Below are 23,280 nucleotides of genomic sequence, written 5' to 3'. Positions count from 1 at the left end.
AGTACTTAGCGATTTTCCTTTTTCTGATGTAATAAAGAAATTTGTCGATCAGAGAAATACAAAATTATGTATCTATTTACACTAGCTTCCAGTAGTTCTTCCATTTCTTCACGGGAACAAAACATTTCAGAAGTTGCAGTTATGACCTTATACGCGTTACTTTCTAGTAATCTATCATTTTGTTGGATCGCCTCATATAGCGGAGATAAATTATGAGAATCAACGCTTTTCACATGAGTTTTCACTTCTAGCTGTTGCGCTTTTTTTTGTGCCCTCTTAGCAATGTACAACGAACTATTTGCTATATATATTTGGGCATGATACATTTGCTGGTCATTTAGGTGAAATTCTTCTATATTGCAATCCTTTTGCCATGAATTCAGGTTTTGAAAATGAAGCAAAGCCTCAAAATAACTTTTCCGCTTATACGCTAAAAAACCAAGCCGATAGTGAGCAATCGGAATAGCGCGATCATACTGAAGTGCCTTTTTCAAAGTACTCTCCGCTGCCTTATCATCTTTTTTATATACTGTCTTTAAGTATGATCCGTATCGAACTAGATAAGTTATTAAGTTCTTCTTTGTCACATCTAACAAATATTCATAGTCTTTATCCTTTGTTATTTTTTTATATAATTGCTCATAAAGAGAGATTAATTGATGGTTAGTTCCATCACGTTCTTCTTCTTTGTTTTCGCGTAGTTCTTGTTCTAGGTCTAGTAGTTCGTCGATTGATTTTTTCAGTAGTGACATACTATGCCTCCATTCAGTTAATGAAAACAGAACAGAGACATATTCATCTAAAATCTATGAAATGCCACTGTTCCTCTGTTCTTCTATAAACTAATATTAAGTTTCACCATATTTTTATGTGATAAAGATTGTATGTTAATATGCTCCGTCTCTACATTTTTCACCGCAATATTTCCTAAAAACAGCATCCCCTCAACCTCTATATCAGTCTCCTTTAAGTAACATCCATCTTTTCCTTTTACTAATTCTATATATTCTACAAGTTCTCTCAATCCAGTAATGGCATAATCGATGTTTTTTGTATTTTTCACTTCACCAATAATAACTTTGCTTAGAAGTCTAGTTACTTTTGAGTATACTTCCACAATAATATCTGGTCTACCACGCCAAAATGTTGTATTACCAAACTCTTTTCCTAAACTTTGACTGGCAATAAGAAGGGCTGTATCCATCGAATTTACTTTTTTCATTATAAAAGGATGGTCAACTTTTGATATTTCTTCAGTTGAAATATTAAATCCAATGTTTGAAGATCCTGCAGAATCATGATAAATCCGATACTCGTATTTTTCTGTTTCCCAACTAGCAAATAAGTTATTCCGTCCATTTATAAGGTGTAACTGCACATTGTTAGTACTCACCTTTATCGATTGTCCAATATAACTCAAATAATACATCTTCTTTTTCTGGAAAAATAAACGTTTTTATTAAAAGTCATTGTAGCATTTCTCTATCATATCTAGCTTTCATTATTTCTCTATATGTGAGCAATAACTTTGCCGCGTAACGATAAAGAGAATTTTGATGTGATAATGCCTTTTGTATCATTCTATTCGTTACTTTACTGTCATCTACTCTAAATATGTAAACGTTTTTCCGCATGATTTCACTGACAATACCTTTTAATTCTTTCCATTCCTCAAAATAATCATATTTTTCAAGGTTAGTTGTATCCATTCTTTTAAAAACAATCGAATATATAGTTCGAATTAATTCTTTTAATACGATATTTTCGATGATATTGTAGTTTCGAATAGATTCGTTACAAGTAAAGATTGTTTTATCTCTACTGTTTATTTTTATACGTCCTTGTATAGTGTTTGGCCAATTAATTCTACATTTAATTGGCCGTGAAAGCTTTCCTGAATCATATGCAATTTGTAAAGCAGCCTTGCTTATTAAGGGAGAAGGCGCATGTACTATTCGTTTAGGAAACACGCTATCAAACGACCAATTCCCGCGTGATAAATTTGATTACCTAATTTCCAATCCACCATATGGAGTGGAGTGGAAATCGTATGAAAAGCCAATTAAAGAGGAACATGAGAAACAAGGTTTTGACGGTAGCTTTAGTCATAGAACACCAAGAACGAGTGATGGACAGCTATGCGTAACGCTGTGTATTTGTAGAACTGGCAAGTGAATGGAATTTCAAACCCGATTTTTAAGAGGACTACATTTTGAAGAACAGCTAATTATTAGCTAGTACAACCGCACTTAAGAAATCGTTTTGATTGCGTTTTTGAAAGCACAAAGAGTTTTAAGAAACCCATGTTGGGATAGCAATATCTGTAGTTGATTCCATATCGATTTTCAATGGGATCTAACTCTTTTTTATTTTACTAATTCGATTGCAATCATAATATAACCCTTTAGAATTTATATTAAAAACAGACGGACCAATATGAGAATAACATCTCGCATCTATCCGTCTTAATTTAGAAATGATTTTTTTTAATTGTTTTAGCTATAATTTCAGACATAAGTGGCGGTACCGCGTTTCCAACTTGTACAAATTGAGCCGTTCTAGGACCTTCAAAGAAGAAATTATCTGGAAAAGTTTGTATTCTTGCTGCTTCTCTTACTGTCAAAGACCTTGCCTGAGTTAGGTCGTAATGGATATTATAATGGCCGTCTTTCGAGATATGTGCTACTACAGTATGTGGAATTTGGTTAGATGCATGAACTTTAAATTTATCCTTAAAAACATTTTCATTCTTGTGGGTTTTTAGTTCGCTTGGTAAATCCGGATAACTGAGTTTTTCACCATTTCTTGCTTTTTTGATAGCAATCCTATAAATCTCCCTATCCCTTTCTTGGGTGGGACGAGCTTGGTGGTTGAAAACACCTATTGAGTCCATACGCATTAGTGATTGGAAAGTTGTTAGTTTTTTAGAGTCATAGTCCACTAATCCATCTGTTCCTTCTCCCGGAGATAGATTAGGTAAATCCGCAAGGACGTTTTCTGTATTTAATTCGTGATTCCAAATCATTTTTTCTTTCGAAAAACATGGATACTTGAAATTAATTTCTTTTTTGAAACCAAATAATAATACTCGTTTTCTACTTTGAGGAATTCCATAATCTGCAAAATTCAGGATATTAGCTAAATCCCCAGAATTTGGACCAGATAATATGGAATACCCTATTCTGTCAAATTGTTCCTGTATCTCTTCAAAAACCTTCCCTTTTTTTGCAGAAAGAATCCCCGGGACATTTTCGAATACAAACATTTGTGGTGAAAATTCTTTTACGATGCGTAGGTAATAATAAAAGAGGAAATTTCTATTATCCTTTTCAGCTTCTATCCCCATTCTCCCTCTTCCAACAAGTGAATACGCTTGGCATGGTGGCCCACCAATAATCATAGATACAGAATTCTCATTGTTATACTTAAGACTATTTTCAATTAGGGATATGACCTCTTTTGATGATGTGGCCTCTTTGTCGTTAGCAGGATTTCCAAACTTTTTGTTTAGTATCTCTATATTCAATTTCTCTTTTAATACTTATACTTTTTGAATATTTGTTCCCTATCATTATCAATGGTTTTATATGTTTTTTTAGATATTAAATACTTATAATACATCTCAAGATCATTATTTTTTTTAAGCTCATGAAATATGTACCTAGTTTTCAATGTTTCAATTGCCCAATGATCTTTTTCAACCTGTGCTACTATTTTAAAACCTTCTTTATGAAACCCTTCACTGAGTCCACCAGCTCCCGAAAAAAGATCAACTATTACCATTTTTACCTCCTCTCCTACTTCCTACCATTTATTTGAAGTATTGAAGCATCTATTAGTAATTTTATAAAAAATTGATTATCGGAAATAACCATTCCTTTTTTTTAATCCCTCATTCTAATTATTAACTATACCATTATAAGAAAGATTAGTAGTTGATACAATACAAATGTATTTTTATATTCTACTATAATTACTATTGAAGTAATTATTATTAAAAGTACATATATTAATTTGGAATATAATCTATAAAACTATATACAACTCGAATAAATTTTCTTTTGCCTAGAGACATAGACAAAGTTTTATTTCTTATACTATTCCTGACTAAATAAAGTAAAAAAATATAACAAAAGTATTAACTAACTCACCTTATAACGTACGAAAAATAGTAAATGAGCAAGAAAAGTTTCTTGCTCATACTATTTTCCCTTGTTGTATATTTTCAAGAGTAAATAAGATACTAGTTCTCGCTACGGAATAATTAACCTAATATGCTTTTTCCATTTGATTTTCTTTCATTAATAAATGATATTGCTTCCAAATATCCCTTGAAATTTGATGGTTTTCAATAACTACACCCGTTTCTATATTTTTATGAAAACCGTGATAGGAAAAGTTTGCAGATGTTAGTAATAATTTTTGTTGGTCAACAATAACCAATTTGGCATGTAAGCTTGTAAAGTCATCTGAATCTGAACCTATCCAATGATAGACGTTTAACTGAAACTCCTCTTTTTCCCAATGTTGCATAATTTCTTTGAAATTACCCTCAACATTATTTACGATTATATTTACGCGGCAATTTCTATCAACTGCACGTTCTACACTTTTTAAAAGTTCCCTTATTGACTCATGTTTAAAAGAGAAACTATAACCAACTATAAACACCTCTTGTTCTGCAGAGTCAATCAAATATTTAACAGTATCATATGTGTTAAGTTTTATTTGTTGTTTATTTAGATGCGGCCCTGTCCATACAGGCGCGACCCTCGTTTCATTTTCCTTTTGGAATTTAGCCATTTGGTATGCTATATCTAGAAATCGTCGTAATTCTTCTAAAGTAATGTTATTATTATTTGCCTCATTTAACATTTCGAATGCTAGATACTCTATATCGAAAGGAAACTTCAAGGTGGATTGCCAAGTAATAAATTCATTTGAAAGCTTTTTGTTTTCAATATTAACAAAGAGCCTTTCTATTAAATGTTCACTACTTGCAGACATACAAACTGATACAAAATGCACTATTTTTTCATTTAGTTTATTCAATATTAAAAAACTCCCGCTTTTGATTAGCTACTGTCCTAACTAACAAAGAACGGTCTAAGTAGCGGTTTGATTGTTCACATGATGTTTCTGCTAGTAACATACAACTATGGCAGGCAGCACCATTCACATCCGTTAATACATCTACATCCTTTTCAGCACATTGTGGATCCCCAGAACAATACTGAGCAGCAGATAGAGTACGTGCTAATATGGATTCAAATTTGTCCTTTGTACCCAATTCAACTAATCCACCTAAGCTTCCCTCCGAATCCACAGATGCGGTATATATTAAAATACCTGCCATTCCTTTTTCTCGATTTGAGTAGATTCTTTCTTTCAGTGAAGATGAAGAATAACCAGAGTGCATCGTTAATTCTCTTATAAGTGAGTGTGAAAGAGTGTGAAGTAAAACATACCTCAACCCAGGAAACTCAGGAATTTCGCTCTCAGGAACTTTTCTATCTAAATAGAGTTTTTTGTGTGCTACTGCCATTCCTAATCCGTAGTCTTTGTGGTCTGCTTCCCACGACGTTAATCTATCATTATTAATCGTAAGAAAAATACCTTCACCGTACGTCTCTACACCCGGTAAGAATGTTTGAGGAGTTGCACTTAGTGGTGCTAACTCAACTTGGTCATTATTTGACAGGTTTTCCTCACTACTATTATTGGTATCCCCCGATAATCTTGCTGTTAAATCTGGTAATGGATGAATTCTTGTAAAACCTTTTAGAACCATTACTTCTTTTAATCGTTTTACACGAACAAGATTGGATATATAATCCTTGAATCTGTTTGGGATATTCTCAATCTCAGTTTCAAAATCTATTCCCTCATAATTATGATGTTCTGTAAGTAGAGCATGGTATTCAGGGGTTCTAAGATCAACATCATCCCCATCATTCATCTTCCTTAATCTCTGAACTATATTCCAGACTTTATCTAGTCCAAGTCTAGCTATATCTGGTACTCTTTTCATAACAGAGTCAAACACACTTCTCTGAGTAATAAGTTCTTCATCGGAGAAGTCAATATTATCTCTAATAAAACCCTTAATTCCTCCTTGTTGCATCTCTTTTGGGATAACTATTGAACTTTCGATTAATGAGAAATATATATTTGATGCTCCTCTTAATAATAATTCTGTTTCATGTTCGCAGTCTTTCTCAAAATCTCGTAACCATGGTCTTCTTCCACTACACTTCCCTAATATTTTGTTATTAGAGAACGCTTCACTTATCGACCTTTTTTGGTTACATAATTTGCAATAAACAACTAAATCCTTCAGGGATCCGGTTTCGCCTTCATCAAGTAAATATAACTTACATGTTTTTGGGTCATATTTCCCTTTTTTATGCACATAATTCCCCCATGGAAAGTCATTAATATGCCCTTTCTTACACGTAACAATAAAACGCACTGGATGTGTTTTAATTTTTTGGCATGGCTCACCTTCATAATCAGGATTTTTACAGTATAGGATTCCGTCTTCTTCGACGAATTCTCTTCCACTATACCTTCCAATCTTTCTACACCTTGGACAAACATGGTATTCGGGAAAGCGATAGGCAGGTATCGTACCATATTCCTTACTATCACTAATCGGTATAGCTTTAATTTGTTGGACTTTCAATTTTTTTCTTAGTCGTTCTTCTTCAATTGTTTTTGATTTTGAAACATCGAATGAATCCCATTTATCAATTCCACCCATGATAACGGAATAATCGGGTAAGTCCACTATAGACCCTGGACCAAAGGTTGTAATATATTGACTAGGTCTTAGCTCTCCTACTTTTTTACTCAATCAAATCAATCCTTTCTAATGTATATACCAGCAACTGATTCTACATCTCTCATAGAGTTAGGTGTATTGTAGGTTCCTTTTGAAGGATCTTCGCCTAATGGATAAAGCAGGTTTGATTCATTTTCATTTTTTTTGTAGGAGTATAACATACGACTTTTATTTGAATCTTCTTCCCATCTCTCAATAAGCTGTTCAAGGTGACCCTCAAGATCCTGCTTAGTAATATCTATTTTTATAGCCCTTTTCAAAAATACTTTAATAATTCCGTCTGATAAGTCACTCACTTTGTCAAAGTTACTTGCTGCCGAGTTATTAGATAGCTCACCAAAGCCTAATCGTAACATTGACACTAAAACAGCGGCTAAACCTCTATCTCGTGCTCGTGATGCAAAAGGGGTGACACTAATTGGCTCTACATAGCGATACAGAGCTGCGTGATACGCAAAGAACTCCTCATAATGCGAGATATCTCTAGGTCTTGCCCAATTGTATAAAGTAATAATGAGTCCAGGGTGTCTACGTCCAGCCCTACTGGTAGATTGGATGTATTCGGCAGTGGTTTTAGGTTGCCCATTAACAACCATCAATCCTAACCTAGGTACGTCCACTCCTACCGAAATCATATTACTTGCCAATAAAACATCTACGGGTGTTAACTGTCGTTCTTCATTAAATGGTTGAAGTAAACGGTCGAGTATCATTGGTATTTTACCCGAATCAATACGGCTTGTTAGTTCTGGGACATCACGATCCAACTCTCTGTGTTTGAATTGAAAACGATTCTCCTCTGAATATTGCTTTTGCAATGTCTTCATTCTAGCAGGAACATCATCTTCGATTAAACGAACTGCTCCTCCTAGTTCCCTAATACTATTAAAATATCCAATTAACGTCTGATATGGATCGAGGTTATCTTGATCAAACTCAGATATAGATTCCATTGCCGTAACACTTGATAATAAGTTAGCGTAAACTCTTAATTGTGCTGTTTTCATACTTCGACCTGGGGCAAACAAACCTACATACATTCTTCCAGGTTGTTCTTCAATCTTTCTCTGTTTAGCAAAAAACGAATCTTTATGCGTTAATCCCGGGCTAGGGAAAATTTGTGTATCCCTTGTATAGAGTCCACTTATTTGCTTATGAGCATTTTTAATGGTAGCAGTTGAAGCTATTACCTTTGGTCGATATTCAATACCATCAATTGTTACTGTTGATAAATAATCGACAGCTGTCTCATAAAGACCTACCATGGTTCCGAGCGGTCCAGAAATCAAATGAAGTTCATCTTGTATAATGAGATTAGGTGGATGGACAGGTAATTTGTTTATTAACTCTGTATTACCTGCAACATTCTTAATGTTAACTAATTCTTTCTGAGAACCGCCATGTGACATAAAACCCCAGTTTGCTACCTCTCCTTTTACCTTACCAAATAGATTTTGAATTTGAGGTTCCCAAGGCATTCGTGCAAACTTATCCACTGTTCCTATTACCATATCAGGAAGTAACCGATAGATTTCCTCATCTGTGATTAATACGGGTAAACCTTCACCATTAGTATTAGATTTATGAAAATCACAATTTGTATTAGGACAACATATAAATAGTCTTTTTTTCTTGTCTTTTATTTTATATGAATTAAAAAAGATTTTAGGGTTATCTTTATCATCAACCAATTTTTCTCCACACCATGGACATGAGACTAGTTGTATTGGTGTCCCTTTTATATTATTTGGTTTAATGAATTCTATTTTTCTACTGATAGCTTCTTCTTTAGCCTTTATCACCTTTTTTGCATCCTCATATTTATTCGGAACACTACTATCTCCAACCCATAACCCAATTCTAAAACGTGTATTTCCCCATTTCTCCGGTGAGTTATTTCTAATATTCTCACATGCACAAATCATAGCAGTTGCGCGTTGAAATTGTTGAATAGTCAATAACCTTAGCGTGTAACGCATAATAACAGATACACCTACATCGGTTCTGTATCCTTGTATTTTCATTAACCTACGATAGGCTAATGTAAATGCAGCTATTCCGAGATATGCTTCTGTTTTACCTCCCCCCGTGGGGAACCAGAGCAAATCAGCAATATTTCGATCGTTAGATGTAGGTTCCACTACCCCTTCGATATTTTGCAAAAAGAAAGCTATCTGGAATGGTCTCCATTCTGACTTTATTTCAGATGGTAATTTACCGCTTTCAATTGCCTCAGTGTGGGCACGTTGTTCTGACATTACTTTATTCGAAAACAAGAAGGCATCGAGCACATTCCTATCGCTTAGCTTAGTTATTCCAGACCACATTCGGTCTAACGAATCTTGACATCTTCTGATATGTAGAATAGCTGTATCTTTATATTCCTCTTCAATCTCATCGTCTATTTCTTTCCATCTATCTTTTATCCACTTTCCATATTCATTTAATAACGGCGTTAGGGCTTCTTCAATTTCCTTAGATGTCTTCATAGAAGCCAACTTTTCCATATCTAAGGTCCCTCCTTTATTCCAATTAGGAGGTAATACCATAGGTATTTCATATGCAGGAATGATTTCCGTTTCTAAAACACTTGCTCTTGATCTAAGTTCATTAACTTTCTTCCAATTAACAGATATACTATGCCCTACCCCATAAACCCCTTCATTTCGGTATAGAAGCTCATTTGATTTAGTGTCTTCATCTTGGAAACCCTTTTCATTATTAGAAAAAGCATTTCGAACCATAAATGCATCAGAACTCTGTACAATGATTTTCGGTTGAAATACACATTTATGGTCCACATCATGTTCATCAACTTCTTGTATATATCGATTGACTAGGAATAGGCTTACCGCGTAGGAATTATTATATGGTCTCACAATCCATTCAATCTGAATGGGTTCTTTAGTTTCCCTTCCTACTTTTAACTCTTTCCGTGGAATACCCTCTGTACGTTTTACACCAATTTCTTCAGTTAAGTTAATTATAAAATTATTTAATTTAAAAGGAATCCTAGCCCATTTTTTCTCCCCAATCTCTTCATACATCCCAAACTCTACATTTACAAAAATTTCAGGTTGTTGTTTATCAACTAAAAAAGATAATCCAATTGCTGATGGATTCATTGCTTTTGCAAGTGGAGCAATTCCCTCCATTAACTCTTTACTAGTATCCTTTCCGTTTACATTATCAGTTTCATTCTCTTCAGCAGCCACGCTTGATTGCATGGGCCACAGTAGTCCAGCTAAGTATTTTTGTGAAGGTTTATTATTTAAAATTTCTTTCTCATGTTCATAACCAATTAATTCATAACGTAAACGCTCCAACAATTTTTCTCTAACTTTTCTATTAGCTTTTTTCATCATATTCCCTCCCAGCTCGCAAAAATGTTATTATACTCAGTTTACCAAAAACTTTTATGAACAAATACCCATTATTCTGGTAAAATATTCACAGATACTAATTTATTTTACCTATGAATGAGAAAGGTACTAAACTATGAATAAAATTCTTGAAATATTAAACTCACAACAACGAAGTGCTGTCACGTCGGCATCCCGGTTTAGCCAAATTATTGCTGGACCCGGTACGGGGAAAACAACAACCCTCGCAGCTAAAATTCTTTACGTTCAAACTGAACTAGGTGTTGATACTGATAAAATACTAGGTATTTCATTTTCTAAATCAGCTAAATCACACTTACTAAATAAAATTGAGGAATTTACTAGTGTCATAGGATATGGTGGTAAACCGTCAATTTTAACCTTTCACAGTTTAGCACACCGTATAATTAAATACGGTATCCATTTTAAAGAATCGCGATTCCGAGTAGGCTTTGGACGAATCTCTACTGATAAATTTATTGACTTGGATCCTACTTTAATAAAAGATTTATGTACAGAATACGCCAATCGTGAATTGGTAAACAGTTCGTTATCACATATCTATAACATGATTAGACAAGGTAGCATTGAAGATTCTCCTATACACAGTTGGTCAGATATAAACCCAAATAAATCATACCATGATAATACCTATACAAATGGTAGAGTTCTTGTTCAAGGGAAAGACCTTATAACTTTTTGGAGAAGAATTCACACATTAGAAAGAATTAAAAATGTTACTGATTTTCAAGGTCTTATTACTGAAGCCATACGAATTTTGTCATTAAAACAACGTACTTACAATTATATATCTCAGAGTCTACAACATATATTCATTGATGAATACCAAGATACATCTTTAGCACAAGAGGAGTTGTTATTACGATTAATTAATCTAAATCAATTCGTAACTGTTGTTGGTGACAAATACCAGACCATCTATACATTTAATGGATCAAACAGTAAAAATATGGATCGATTTGCAACTTATTGTGAAAAAAATAGTCCCCTAAGCTTTGAAATAGTTAACTTGAATCAAAATTATCGTTCAACAAGAGAAATTATAACTGTCGCAAATGACTTTATTGGAGAAGGGACAATTGAATCGGCCAATAATAGGAAAGGAATTAAACCTAAAGTCATTGAAACACACTCCGTGACGTTGGCAGCGGAATATATTGCGAAAAAAATATGCGAGTTAATTAAGGAAAAGAAAGTAACGTTATCTGACATATGTATTCTATATCGAAAAAATTCTGAGTATTCACCTCAAGCAGACGAAGTATACAAGAAACTAGACAGTTATTCAATAAGATATAACACACAACATCAAAACGAGAAAAAGGTCGAGTCGCTTATTGAACAAGTATTACATGTACGTGATAAGTATGAAGACGAACCGTTAGATGAAGTTCTTGAAAAATTAAAGGTTAAGGAAGCATCAAATGAACTGATTACTTTTATTAATGATGTTATTAAACAAGGAGCACTGGACACTGATGATTTGACAGAATATATTGTCGAAATAGAAGAAGATCCAAATTATGAATTAGAAACAGATTGTATCACAGTTAGAACCGTTCATGATGCTAAAGGTTTAGAATACCCGATTGTATTCATCCTCTATGTTGGTGATCGTGAGTTTCCTCATAGCAGTCGACCAGATATGGAAGAGGAAAAGCGACTATTCTATGTTGCACTAACAAGGGCGCAAAATCAATTATATATACTCGGGAAAAAGGGAATAGAATTTGAAAGTTTTCTAGATAAGTGTATATTATCTGAATCAGCTTATAACCAGTATCATTCATCTAACAATGAAGAAAAGAATGATGGGTTTACTAATTTAGATAAAGAAATTATAGATAAAACAACGATACAGCAGGAAGAAGAAGAAATTAAACAACAAGAAGAGTTAAGGAAACTTATGGATTTCTTTTAAGGAGGATCACGCATGTTGCAAACCATGGAACTAACAAAGAAGCAAAAGAAGTGTGTAACTTTTAAACCAGAAGGTGATTTACTTATCCAAGGAATTCCTGGTAGTGGTAAATCTACTATACTACTTGCAAGAGCAGCATATCTTAAAGAAACATTGCCAGCAGATTCATTACTTGTGTTGACATATACCCGCGCTTTAACTAACTATACACGTCAGCTTTGTAAAAAAACCATTTCCACAACTATCGATGCGAAAACTTTCCATCAATGGGGCCAAGAAATGATAGAACACACCGATTACCCCCATACTCGCTTAATTATGGGTGATTTAAGAGTAGAGGCTGTCCGTTTTGCAAAAAATATAGTAAATAAAAAATTCAAACCAGTAAACTTCCCTAATATCGAAGAGAAATCAAAAAGTGATAAGGCTTTAATTCGTTTTCTATGTGATGAAATTGAATGGATTAAAGGGGCAGGAATTAATTCAAGAAATGATTATCTCGATATTACTCGTGCTGGTCGAGGAACAGATATCAGAGTTACAAAAGTGCATAGGAATACAATTTACGATGTACTAGAAAAATATAATGAGTTACTTTTAAACCATTACAAGTATCAAGGAATTGATGGAGACGATCTTGCAAGAATTCTAGTTGAAAAAACTGATCAAATTCCTAATCACCTAAGACCAGATCATATATTAGTAGATGAAGCTCAGGATTTACACACCATGCAGTTAAAAGCTATAAGCTCCATTGCTAAAAAAAGTTTAACTATAGGCGCAGATAAAGGGCAACAAATATTCAAACGGTCTTTCACATGGAAAAATGCCGGTATTAAAGTTGTTGGAAATAGAAGTCAATTATTAAAACAAACATTTCGTTCAACAAGAGAAATAGTGAAACTTGCAAATGACTTCCAAGAAAAAGACAATCTCTATGTTAAAGATGAGGATTATTATCGTGCCGAAGAACCTAACATAGATGGTAAAGTTCCAGAACTTTCTCTATGCCCTGACCTTGATTGTGAAGAAAAGGTTATAACTGACCATGTTAAGACTATCCGAAGTACTTATCCAGAAAGTACTATTGGAATAATAGGACAGTCTCATAAAAAGCTTGATAATATTAAAGAATACCTTGAAAAAAAGGGACTTCCTGTATTCAGTTTAAGGGATGACAAAGCTGATATTATTTCTCCAGGTGTTAAACTAATTACCTATCAATCTTCAAAGGGACTTGAATTCGATCATGTAATCATAACAGACTTAACAAAAGGAAAGTTACCATATAAATCCCCTGCCCCTGGAGAAGACGAGAATGATTTTATATCTCGTGAAAGAAAGAAACTATATGTTGCTATGACACGGGCAAAGAAGACTTTATTGCTAGTTGCTGTAAAAGAGTACTCTACTTTTGTTAATGACCTAAACTCAAATATGTACGACTTAAAATAAGACTCTGTTAAATGATAAAAAAGAATGATTGTACCATTCTTTTTTATCATTTATTATTAAGTGAAAGAATCGTGTTTATGAAAAATATAAACAGTTTAGTTAATTCCTCCGTCTTGATGACAATTTATCTTCTCTTTTTTTCTAAAATGTATGATTAACTTCACGGTTATTATGCTTACTGTCAAGTTCCCAAAATTTATGGAATCTTCTATATGCAAGTGGTTTACCTAACCTCGTAATGTTATCAGCAAAATCAATTATTGTACAGGTTTCAGTTCCTCCAAATTTAGGACCTCTAAGACCTCTTCCCACAATTTGTTCATATAAGACTACGCTTGTGGTCGGTCGACAAACTATAATATATTCTGTTTTAGGAGCATCAAAGCCTGTTGTAAGTACCCCATAATTCAAAAGAAATTCTATATTACCTTTTTTAAATGCGTCTATATACATTCTTCTGGTAGCTTTAGGTGTGCTTGCTGATATCGAGGCTGCCTTTCTCCCTACTGCATTTAATACCGATGCCAGAAATTCTGCATGATTAACTGTACATGCATAAACAAGAGTTGGACTACCAACAGGAATATCAAGCAAGTGGCGTATAATAGTCTTATTGCGCTGCTCGTCATTCGCGAGTACCTCGAGAAATTCAGGTTTAAAATCCTCATCAGTTTCATTAAGTTCATCTTCGTTTATTTCAACAGTGCTCCCCGATTGATAAACAATATGTCTCGGTTCTGCTAGAAAACCTTCTGTTCTAAAGTACAGTAAAGGATTGTGAAAATACTGGCTATTAGGAGGCAGTTTCGGTTGAATAAGATATGCTTGAAATTGATTAACCAACATTGTAGTTTCCTCATTATTCCTACCAGGTGTTGCAGTAAGACCACATATAGGAAATAAATCAGGACCACACAATTCTTCCGCTTTAGTTAAAAGAGCACGATATATAGGAGCAACTGCATGATGGGCTTCATCAATAATCATAGCACCACAGTTTTTTAATATTTCATTTATTGTCGGATCGTCGTTTCTAATTCTAGAATAAAGTTGTTGTATACTTGCAACGACTACTCCACCTATCAACTGGTCTTCTTGTACCTTTTTGCCAGCAAAGTATCTATAGATTCTCAATGATTCTGGAAATTCTTTTTCTTGCCACATATCGATAATACACGAAATGGCTTGCTCACAAAGCTCTTCACTTTGTGCAATCCAAATCATGTATTTCCCTTCCGAAAACCTTATTTGCATCCATTCAATGAAGCTCTCCACCGCAACCCGAGTCTTACCCCCACCAGTAGGAAGTGTTACTACACATCTAGTCTTATCCCCTTCCATACTCAAGACTTCTAGCATTCTCTCCTTTAAGCCAATTTGGTAGTCGGCAAGCGGTGGTACAGCTTTTCGAGCATCAATATCAACAACTGCCTCTGTTGAGGAAGACTTCGGAACTGAAATTCCTGAAAACACCATAGGAAATCCTAAAATTTTAACAAAATCACGTGGCCATGTTCCACCCATAATCCATTTCTTCTCTACAAGCGGCCTTATCATGTAAGATGGAGAGGTGATGGAACGGCCCTGTGAAGGATTACGATTATATAGTTCCATAAGTTGTTGTGTTGGAATTTGCCGAAGGAGATGTGATCTAAGTGAGCGTACTGACTCATCATGACCTGAGAACAAATAGGCTCCTTTTTCTAAAATTAGCATTTTAGTAAGTTCAGTTGTATTTATAGTTTGTTTCTTTAATGAAGCTAAGATAGAATTTAAATTGATAAAATTTTGTTGTCCAAACATAACTTTAATAATTGAATCTGGAACTTTATATTTATCTATTAATAATTCTAATGCCGTTTTTATATCTTGTTCAGAAGGAAAAGCATTCATAATTCTATCTCCCTATTAATAAAGTCTCTATATACCTATTTTAATAAACTTCTTTGGAAATTCAAATACAAAACTAAGAAACTTAATTTCAAATAAGATAACCCCAAAAACTTAATTCTTTGCTCATATAATCCATTCATAATTTTCAGCAAGTACACATCAGACTTCATGACAAGAGATGTTAGAAAAAAATTGTTAGAAACCTTCACTATTTCAACTATCATTTGCTCAATTAGTCTTTCAGTTAGGAGCTCCGCTTTAGTCAACTTCTACATCAAGATTTCTCCTATCGCTCGGCTAATTAAAGAACTACCTCATATTCAGAAAACGATATTTTTGTCTTTAATAATTAAATTTAAATTCCGAAGAACGTTTTTATAAAATTACCTTTTCATTCGTTCCAAGTCCTGTTAACCCCACTCTTTTATCGTATAAATATATTTATTTGAACCATTATTTGAACCATTCAATTGTCTTACACTATTTTTTCTTATATGTGTTTTGAAAATGTTATAAAAACTGGACAAACAACTGAATATTTCTTAGGTGTCATGTTAAACAGACCTATATACTCTGCATAATCTTCCTCTTACCGTTTTCATTCTCTAATAGAGGAGTGAAGAAGTATGTTGGCATTCTTCACTTCGATTCTTTCTGCCTCCAAATGTGTAGAAGCTGTTTGATGTAGTAATTGATAACTATTGTCTAGAACGTCTTCTTCTTTTAAACTAGTAAAATTAATTCACCTCTAAATTTTTACGCTTTCCAACGATTCGAGGCTTATGTAAACGCTAATCTAAAATCAAAAGTTTTCCCAAAATAAAATCAAACAGATTTCCACAAATAAGAATAAACAGGTCACCAAATACTTAAACGCTTTCAATATACTGAGAGTAGTACATTGAAAGTGAGGAATTATTAGGAGTGAACCGCTACATGAGTGGCAGAAAATACCGTTAGAAACTATGTTAATGATCTTTGGGAATTTTATCATATATCTAAAGTAAGTGTTCCAAGAACGTATTCAGCAGTTCCTATCGGAAAACAAGCACAGGTAGATTTTGGCCAGACCAACGTAAAGAATACCAATGGAGAAAGTAAGAGATTATATTTTATTGCTTTTATACTGACTCATTCACGATATAAATATGTTGAGTGGCTAGATCGTCCTTTTAGAACATCTGATGTTCTTAGGATGCAAGAAAATGCTTTTGATTATTTTGAGGGGATGCCAGAAGAAAAAGTATATGATCAGGATGCTTTAATAAATGCTGAATTTACAAACTATCAGAAGGCGCGACATTTTAATATTTATCTCTGTAGAAAGAGTGATCCTGAATCCAAAAGGGAAGATTGAACATGTTGTTAAATTTGTAAAAAACAACTTTAGTATAAATAGAATCTTTGACAACATTACAGATTGGAATAGTGCAAGCCATGCTTGGCTTAGAAGAACGGGTAACTTTAAAGTACATCATAATACAAAAAAGCTCTTCCGAAGTGCACGCCCTGGAAAAGCAACACTTAAAGAAAGTCTTTGGTACTTACATATTTAAAGATGTTCTTATATCAGTATAACAATAACTATACACAAGGACAACGTAATTCGCTACGAGGGAAATCGTTATAGTGTACCAACCGGTACATTTAGACCTGACACTCCAAATATCGCATACGTTTTCTTAGAAGGGGAAAATTTAGTAATAAAATTAAAACAATCTGGAGGAGATTTTGGGGATTGTTAGGACAAAACGACAGATTATGAAACAATATAAATTACGATAAACAAAACCTTTCCGAGTGAACAGGGGGATAGGATAGTCATCCACACATTTTTTAGAACTGCTGCTAACAAATGTGTGAACAGATCCTGTCCCCTCGTCCCAAATCAGCGTAAATAGTGTACTTGTGCGTATTTTCTTTAACTGAATTAACATGATGCAACCTAGTTCGCCTAAAAAACTCTACCACTAAAAATAGTTATGTATAAGGCAATTATCCTTAGTTTCTATTGATTCTACTAAATAGAAATTTAAAATGATAGTTGCAATAATTCATGCAGAGGTTTGTAACTTAAGAGGTATAGTCATGCTTCTCTGTTAGAAGTACAATTATTGTAAAACATTCCTATACATTAATTGGGTAAAATCTCTTGAGTGAAGCTTTATTTAACTTTAATTAACTTATATTCATTCTGTTTATTTTCCGCCTGAAAAACATGCAACCATTTTTTAGTGGTAAGAGCCTTTATAATATAACTATCTGGTGACATATTAAAATACTCATGTATATTTAGGGATATCTTATTTTCACTATCACTAGAAATCCACAATTTATAAGTTGCTATAGCTTCCCCTTTAGGAGAAAAAACATATAGGTTTTGGTAAGTACTTGATTTAATAATATTATATAAGCCTTCAAAATTATTCTCATTTTTGTTTAAAGGCTTTACTTTATATTCATTATATTTCTTAGCAGAATTACTCTTTAGTTTAATTATTTGTTTTGAATTACTTTTTCCAACGCATTCAAAGATGTAAGTTACATTAGAGATTGGTACTTGTTGATTAGAAGATATCATTAATTTTCCTGATAGACTTATAGTGAAATTTAGTGTAGGTTGTATATAATCTTTTATTATCAGTTCGTTAGAGATCCTTGTTATAGAATTAAAGTAACTAATCAGATTAGATAATGATGTCCTATTCTTATTATCTACTTTTAAAGCAGGATTTCTATTAAATTGAAATAAAATGATCGGCAAACCAAAAAACGTTAAAAAAATGGCAAAAATCGCTAATACTATTACTGTTAAATCACCAGAACTTATATTTACTTGATCCAAAATATACCCTATCCCTGATAATACCCATAAACCCCCAGACAAGTAAGACAAAAAGAAAAAGTAATATAATGTAGATTTATAAACTTTTTTATTTGCATTTAGGTAAATTATTTCATTTATTTTTTCAATAATTAATTGGTGATTTTCCCTTTTTGACATTAATGCTTGAATTTCCTTAGAAATATCATTTACTCTATGAATTAATCTCTCATTGAATTGGCTAAAAATAATTGTAGTCACAGCTAACAAAGCAGCTATTACTGCAGAAGTCCAAGCTAAGAACGTTATAGAGGCTATTGTCATATTATCAAAAAAAGAATAAAACTCATTTGTTTGTATACTGAGTAAAATTTTATATTCGATCATAATATTTTAGTATTTGTAAAGAAGTACTTATTACCTCTTCTATTAACTCCAAATTATTTGTAAAAGGAAAAGTAATTAAACCATTACTATATATTTTTATTAAGTATGGGACACCTTTAAAAGATAATGTTCCGATTATGCCAAATACATTATCAGTAGCCATTACGTTAAAGTTTTCTACTTCGGGATAAACACCACAATCTGATGATAATGGTATTTTCACTATATCAAAACTTACTTTATCATTTGTCATTTGTGTAATTATTTTTTTAAAGAACTTAGAATGCTGAATACTCGAAGTAAACAGGAAAAACAAATTGGATTTACGAATGAAATTAATTACATTCATCTTTCCATACTCGAAGGAATTAGTATAATGTATTTCTCCTATATCTTTTCTTTCATTATCATAAAAATTTATTGAGTAAAATTTTCTAGAATGGTTTTTTATTCCACTTTCCTCAAAAAAGGAAAAGTTTTTTAAAACTTTTTCCATATCTGTATTATTTATCCTTACAATAATTGTACTATTGGAAAAAAACATAAAAAACCCTCCTTTTTTATTTATCGTTTGAAGAAGTTGGATAATTTTCAATAAAAAACTTTTCTACCTCAATTTTATCATCACTATTCTTAATTAATTCTAAAACACTCTTTTTAATTTCAGAAACGACAAATTGGATTGATTTTGGCTTTGGTAATTCCTTATAAATTATATTTTGTCCTCTTTCAATTGTATCTTCATCATAAATGAGTTCCATCAAACTATTTTGTAAATTTATACATATTTCTCTTTTTCTACTCTCCCGTACATCATCATCTTCTTCAAAAATAAAAGCAATCTTCCCTTGAAGATCAATCATAAAAGTAGTACCTACATATTTATCAATTCCGCTACTCTTATCTATAATCTGTAAAGATAACTTAAGATTATGTACTTCATCGCCACTATGTATCCTTTGAAGAATCTCTTGAGCTTCTAACAAATCAGTACCTTTCATTTTCATCCCTTGTACATTTTGGGAATCTAAATTTGTAAAGCTGATTGCTTCTAAAGTTATTTCATAACCCAATTCTGGAATCTTTTCATATAGTAAGTTGATAATTAATAAAGTTGTTGGTGAAAACTCTGTAAAATTTCTATTTTTAATTGTTAGTGCTCTTTTAAGAATATATATAGAAGAAATATTAAATCCCTTAGAAGACAAAAATTCGACTAAATTATTATGTGTTTTATAATTTGGCGACTTTGATGAGAAAAATTTATTATTTTTCATATCAAAAATAATATTTACCAAACCTGATGACTTCTTATATTCTTCTCCTGTAACTATATCTGAGGAATATTCTTGATATTCTAAATTACATTCAATAATGCGACTATAAGAGTCAAATTTTATTGAGTCTGTTAATTCATATTCAAAATCACCATATATTAGTCTTTTTTTAAATGTTTTTTTCACTAAATCATATAGTGTGTTATCTGTATATTGAGTTTTGAATTCGTAAACATAGTTTGGGTTCTGAGTTGAATATGAGTACTCAAGAAGAGTGTATAGCTCCTCTAGAATTTCTTCCGATTCGTCTTCTCTTTCTATTATGTACTGAATGATATATGCTAAACTTTCTTTTTCATCGCTAAAAGAAATATCTTTTTTAGTTTGCTTACTAAAAAAATCACTAATAGTCTTTATCCGCTTTTTTTTGGTCAAGTTATTTTTCATTTTTTTTGAGTAATAATTCGTAAATCTATCTAAATCCATATTTTTTCCCCCAACAATCTCCAATCTCTTTCACTATAGTACCAAATAAATACCACCTTTTGTTAAAAAATCATAATGTTTTTTCTAAATTAGAGTGCTTTTTCATAATCCTACCAAGCAGCGATGTAACCTATAGCTATGTACAAGATTAATAAATAAAATAACAAGATGGTTGGGTGTACAGCAACTGCAATTAGGTCACGAACAAATCTCTTTAAAATAGCAGAGACATAGACAGGAAAGTCATCCACACATTTTTTGGAAGTATTGTTAAAAGATGCGTGTGCAATATTCCTGTCCCCTCGTTCCAACCTTTAGAGATGAGACCTAGGACAGTGGAAGAATTGTTGAGTGTGGAAGGAATTGGGCCGAAAAAGACAGATGAGTTTTGGGAAGAGATTTTAGGGATAGTAAACGGAGCTTTATCGTTTACTTAGAAAAAGGGAAATTACTTTAACTCAATGGGACATGGGGACAGGAAAGTCATCCACACATTTTTTTACATTACTGTTAACAAATATGCGCACAATAATCCTGTCCCCTTGTTCTATCCCAGCCGTTGTTTTCATTAATTTTGTATGAATAATTTCCGACAATACTTCTCTACCATTTGAAATACAGTGCTATGACACAGCTATATACCCTAGTTCAAATGAGTTTCGATCTTAAGAAATGCAGTATTGTAATAAATATATACTTAATATTATTAATCCCTCCCGAAAATTACCCAATATTATTTTCATGTGTTATTGCTTTTATGTCTTCCAACGCTTCTTTATCATTTTCATAATTAATGGTGTAGTGAACATGGGGACAAGTCATCCACACATTTTTTGACATTACTGTTAACAAATGCGTACACGATATTCCTGTCCCCTCGTTCATTTTCATAAGGTAGTAACATCAACTAGAAAAAATTCAACTTAACCTATAAAAAAAGGAGCAGAAAGTTATCTTAACTTCTGCTCCTACATTTATATTTTTTAGAGTTCTTTATCGTTAATAGAATCTAAATATACTTCAATTTCTTCAATTACAGATTTTACACAACCTTCTTCAAATGGAGAAATTAAGTTTGCCTCTGCCACTAATTGTGTAAATGATTTACTTCCGCCTTGTTTGCATAAGTGTAAATAATCAGCCCAAGCTGCATCCTTGTTTTCTTGTGTTCTCTTCCAGAATTGAAGCGCGCAAATTTGTGCAAGTGTGTAATCGATATAATAGAATGGTACTTTGTAAATATGTCCCTGTTGTTGCCAGAAGCCACCGTTCTCTAAAAATTCATTTCCATCATAGTCAAGATGAGGCAAATACGTTTTCTCTATTTCTCTCCACTCAGATTTACGCTCTTGTGGCGTTGCTTCTGGGTTAGCATAAACAAAATGCTGGAATTCATCCACTGCCACACCATAAGGAATGAACTGTACTGCTTCACTTAAATGAGAGAACTTATATTTGTCGGTATCTTCGTCAAAGAATAGATCCATCCATGGCCAATTAAAGAATTCCATACTCATCGAATGAATTTCACATGCTTCTAATGTTGGAAATCCATACTCAGGAACTTCATATCCACGACTAGAATATACTTGGAACGCATGTCCTACTTCATGTTTTAAAACTCTAACATCACCTTTAGTACCGTTAAAGTTAGCAAAAATGTATGGCGATTTGTATTTACTAATATACGTACAATAGCCTCCACCTGCTTTACCTTTCTTACTTAAAAGGTCCATTAAATCATGATCTAGCATAAAGTTATAAAATTCTTCTGTTTCAGGAGACATCTCATCATACATCTTTTTTGCTTGTCCTACAATCCATTCCGCATCCCCTTTAGGATCTGGATTTCCTGTTTTAAAGCTATATCCAACATCATAGTACTTTAATGAATCAACACCAATTCTCTCTTGCTGTTTTTCTCTTAACTTTGTTGCCAGTGGAACAATATACTCTTTTACTTGATTGCGGAAATTAGCGACCATATCTGCATCATAGTCCGTACGTTTTAAACGAGCATAAGCAAGCTCTGTAAAAGAATCAAAGCCTAATTTTTCAGCGATTGTTGTACGCACTTTTACTAGTTTGTCATACAGCTCATCTAATGGATCTGCGTTTTCAACAAAGTACACATATTTTGCTTCGTTTGAAAGTTTACGAGTTTCTCGATCTGTTGATTGATGGAAAGCAGCCAATTGAGCTAGATTTCTTTCTTGTCCTTCAAACTCAATTTTTGCTGCAGCTAATAGCTTTACGTACTCACTAACAAGTATGTTTTCCTCTTTTAAATCATCTAAAACGTCAGGTGAAAACGTCTTTAACTCACTGTCAGCAAGTAGAAATAATTGCTTGCCCCATTTCTCTTCTAGCTGTGCGCGAAACTTCGATTGTGTTAATGCTTGGTAATAGTTTGTTACTAACCCTTTATAAGCTGGTCCGACTTGGTCGAAGAAGCTTTTTTCCTCTTGATAAAACTCATCTGTTGTATCAATTGTATGGCGGATTTGGACAATTTGTCTCATAGACTCTACTTCACTACGAACCTCATTAATAGCAGCCATTACGCTATCTTGTTCTTCAAATGACGTTGCATTGGTAAAGTCCGTTAAAAGCTGACTAAACTTCGCTTCTACCTCTTCTAAGTTCGGTCTCACATACTGATATTCATTAAACTTCATGATAACTCCCCTTTTGCTGAATAATATAAAACTATGTATACTACGTATTTTCGACAAAGTACTTATTAATTCCTTTTAAAAAAGCAAAAGAATTTCGTTTTCCGAAACATA

Annotated in this window: 20 protein-coding genes; 5 read left to right on the top strand and 15 right to left on the bottom strand. The window is 33.0% G+C overall.

The genetic code is table 11. The annotated features are described in order from the left end of the window. Nucleotides 1-5 precede the first annotated feature (5 nt). The 3 genes from O1A01_RS09695 to O1A01_RS09685 all read right to left on the bottom strand — a co-directional run bounded on the left by O1A01_RS09695 (nucleotide 6) and on the right by O1A01_RS09685 (nucleotide 1,970). Nucleotides 6-752, bottom strand: a complete 747-nt coding sequence (locus tag O1A01_RS09695; RefSeq protein ID WP_270066115.1) for a tetratricopeptide repeat protein — start codon at nucleotides 750-752, stop codon at nucleotides 6-8. An 83-nt stretch (nucleotides 753-835) separates the two neighbouring features. Beyond that, nucleotides 836-1,420: a hypothetical protein gene (locus tag O1A01_RS09690; RefSeq protein ID WP_270066114.1), complete on the bottom strand. Its 585-nt coding sequence runs from the start codon at nucleotides 1,418-1,420 to the stop codon at nucleotides 836-838. Nucleotides 1,421-1,466: 46 nt separating this feature from the next. Continuing rightward, nucleotides 1,467-1,970: a hypothetical protein gene (locus O1A01_RS09685; protein ID WP_270066470.1), complete on the bottom strand. Its 504-nt coding sequence runs from the start codon at nucleotides 1,968-1,970 to the stop codon at nucleotides 1,467-1,469. Between O1A01_RS09685 and O1A01_RS09680 the strand changes: the two genes are divergently transcribed. After that, nucleotides 1,924-2,175: an N-6 DNA methylase gene (locus O1A01_RS09680; protein ID WP_270066393.1), complete on the top strand. Its 252-nt coding sequence runs from the start codon at nucleotides 1,924-1,926 to the stop codon at nucleotides 2,173-2,175. The two genes, O1A01_RS09685 and O1A01_RS09680, sit on opposite strands and share 47 nt — an antisense overlap. Nucleotides 2,176-2,470: 295 nt before the next feature. On the opposite strand, the gene O1A01_RS09675 is transcribed toward O1A01_RS09680, so the two are convergent. The 5 genes from O1A01_RS09675 to drmA all read right to left on the bottom strand — a co-directional run bounded on the left by O1A01_RS09675 (nucleotide 2,471) and on the right by drmA (nucleotide 10,209). Then, nucleotides 2,471-3,526 (bottom strand): DNA cytosine methyltransferase, encoded by a 1,056-nt coding sequence (locus tag O1A01_RS09675; RefSeq protein ID WP_270066113.1) that lies wholly within the window; start codon nucleotides 3,524-3,526, stop codon nucleotides 2,471-2,473. An 8-nt stretch (nucleotides 3,527-3,534) separates the two neighbouring features. Beyond that, entirely contained in the window at nucleotides 3,535-3,783 is a 249-nt protein-coding gene (locus tag O1A01_RS09670; RefSeq protein ID WP_270066112.1) for a DNA cytosine methyltransferase, read from the bottom strand. Nucleotides 3,784-4,269: 486 nt separating this feature from the next. Further along, on the bottom strand, nucleotides 4,270-5,052 hold the full coding sequence (locus tag O1A01_RS09665; RefSeq protein ID WP_270066111.1) for a phospholipase D-like domain-containing protein: 783 nt from the start codon (nucleotides 5,050-5,052) through the stop codon (nucleotides 4,270-4,272). After that, nucleotides 5,045-6,856: a DUF1998 domain-containing protein gene (gene drmB / locus O1A01_RS09660; protein ID WP_270066110.1), complete on the bottom strand. Its 1,812-nt coding sequence runs from the start codon at nucleotides 6,854-6,856 to the stop codon at nucleotides 5,045-5,047. Before drmB ends, O1A01_RS09665 begins: the two co-directional genes overlap by 8 nt. 5 nt (nucleotides 6,857-6,861) lie before the next feature. Continuing rightward, complete coding sequence (drmA, locus tag O1A01_RS09655; protein WP_270066109.1) at nucleotides 6,862-10,209, bottom strand: DISARM system helicase DrmA; 3,348 nt, start codon at nucleotides 10,207-10,209, stop codon at nucleotides 6,862-6,864. Nucleotides 10,210-10,342: 133 nt separating this feature from the next. Here drmA and O1A01_RS09650 point away from each other — a divergent pair, with 133 nt between their 5' ends. Together O1A01_RS09650 and O1A01_RS09645 are read left to right on the top strand one after the other, a co-directional pair. After that, on the top strand, nucleotides 10,343-12,169 hold the full coding sequence (locus tag O1A01_RS09650; protein ID WP_270066108.1) for an ATP-dependent helicase: 1,827 nt from the start codon (nucleotides 10,343-10,345) through the stop codon (nucleotides 12,167-12,169). Between the two features lie 12 nt (nucleotides 12,170-12,181). Further along, nucleotides 12,182-13,624, top strand: coding sequence for a 3'-5' exonuclease (locus O1A01_RS09645; RefSeq protein ID WP_270066107.1), 1,443 nt, complete (start codon nucleotides 12,182-12,184; stop codon nucleotides 13,622-13,624). A gap of 141 nt (nucleotides 13,625-13,765) precedes the next feature. Here O1A01_RS09645 and O1A01_RS09640 read toward each other — a convergent pair whose 3' ends face one another. After that, on the bottom strand, nucleotides 13,766-15,517 hold the full coding sequence (locus tag O1A01_RS09640; protein WP_270066106.1) for a DEAD/DEAH box helicase: 1,752 nt from the start codon (nucleotides 15,515-15,517) through the stop codon (nucleotides 13,766-13,768). A 598-nt stretch (nucleotides 15,518-16,115) separates the two neighbouring features. After that, complete coding sequence (locus tag O1A01_RS25445; RefSeq protein ID WP_443081810.1) at nucleotides 16,116-16,259, bottom strand: DUF6946 family protein; 144 nt, start codon at nucleotides 16,257-16,259, stop codon at nucleotides 16,116-16,118. A gap of 198 nt (nucleotides 16,260-16,457) precedes the next feature. On the opposite strand from O1A01_RS25445, the gene O1A01_RS09635 reads away from it, so the two are divergent. After that, nucleotides 16,458-16,874, top strand: coding sequence for a DDE-type integrase/transposase/recombinase (locus O1A01_RS09635; protein WP_270066105.1), 417 nt, complete (start codon nucleotides 16,458-16,460; stop codon nucleotides 16,872-16,874). Between the two features lie 807 nt (nucleotides 16,875-17,681). On the opposite strand, the gene O1A01_RS09630 is transcribed toward O1A01_RS09635, so the two are convergent. The 3 genes from O1A01_RS09630 to O1A01_RS09620 are packed head-to-tail and all read right to left on the bottom strand — an operon-like array spanning nucleotide 17,682 to nucleotide 20,491. Continuing rightward, nucleotides 17,682-18,728, bottom strand: coding sequence for a 6TM ABC transporter family protein (locus O1A01_RS09630; protein ID WP_270066104.1), 1,047 nt, complete (start codon nucleotides 18,726-18,728; stop codon nucleotides 17,682-17,684). Then, nucleotides 18,715-19,272 carry a hypothetical protein gene (locus tag O1A01_RS09625; RefSeq protein ID WP_270066103.1) on the bottom strand — a complete coding sequence of 186 codons (558 nt, stop codon included), beginning with the start codon at nucleotides 19,270-19,272 and terminating at the stop codon, nucleotides 18,715-18,717. The genes O1A01_RS09630 and O1A01_RS09625 overlap by 14 nt, the downstream gene beginning before the upstream one ends. Before the next feature lie 16 nt (nucleotides 19,273-19,288). Further along, on the bottom strand, nucleotides 19,289-20,491 hold the full coding sequence (locus tag O1A01_RS09620; RefSeq protein ID WP_270066102.1) for a hypothetical protein: 1,203 nt from the start codon (nucleotides 20,489-20,491) through the stop codon (nucleotides 19,289-19,291). 335 nt (nucleotides 20,492-20,826) lie between these two features. Between O1A01_RS09620 and O1A01_RS09615 the strand changes: the two genes are divergently transcribed. Then, nucleotides 20,827-20,928: a hypothetical protein gene (locus tag O1A01_RS09615; RefSeq protein ID WP_270066101.1), complete on the top strand. Its 102-nt coding sequence runs from the start codon at nucleotides 20,827-20,829 to the stop codon at nucleotides 20,926-20,928. A 286-nt stretch (nucleotides 20,929-21,214) separates the two neighbouring features. Here the strand turns inward: O1A01_RS09615 and O1A01_RS09610 are convergent, their stop codons facing one another. Continuing rightward, nucleotides 21,215-21,382, bottom strand: a complete 168-nt coding sequence (locus O1A01_RS09610) for a hypothetical protein (RefSeq protein WP_270066100.1) — start codon at nucleotides 21,380-21,382, stop codon at nucleotides 21,215-21,217. Between the two features lie 92 nt (nucleotides 21,383-21,474). Further along, the gene (locus O1A01_RS09605) at nucleotides 21,475-23,169 is read right to left on the bottom strand and encodes a M3 family oligoendopeptidase (protein ID WP_270066099.1); all 1,695 of its coding nucleotides are present in this window, start codon (nucleotides 23,167-23,169) and stop codon (nucleotides 21,475-21,477) included. Between the last annotated feature and the right edge of the window lie 111 nt (nucleotides 23,170-23,280).

Source organism: Sutcliffiella sp. NC1 (genome assembly GCF_027594365.1).
Taxonomy (GTDB): Bacteria; Bacillota; Bacilli; order Bacillales; family Bacillaceae_I; genus Sutcliffiella; species Sutcliffiella cohnii.
This window is presented reverse-complemented; position numbering and strand designations above follow the sequence as displayed.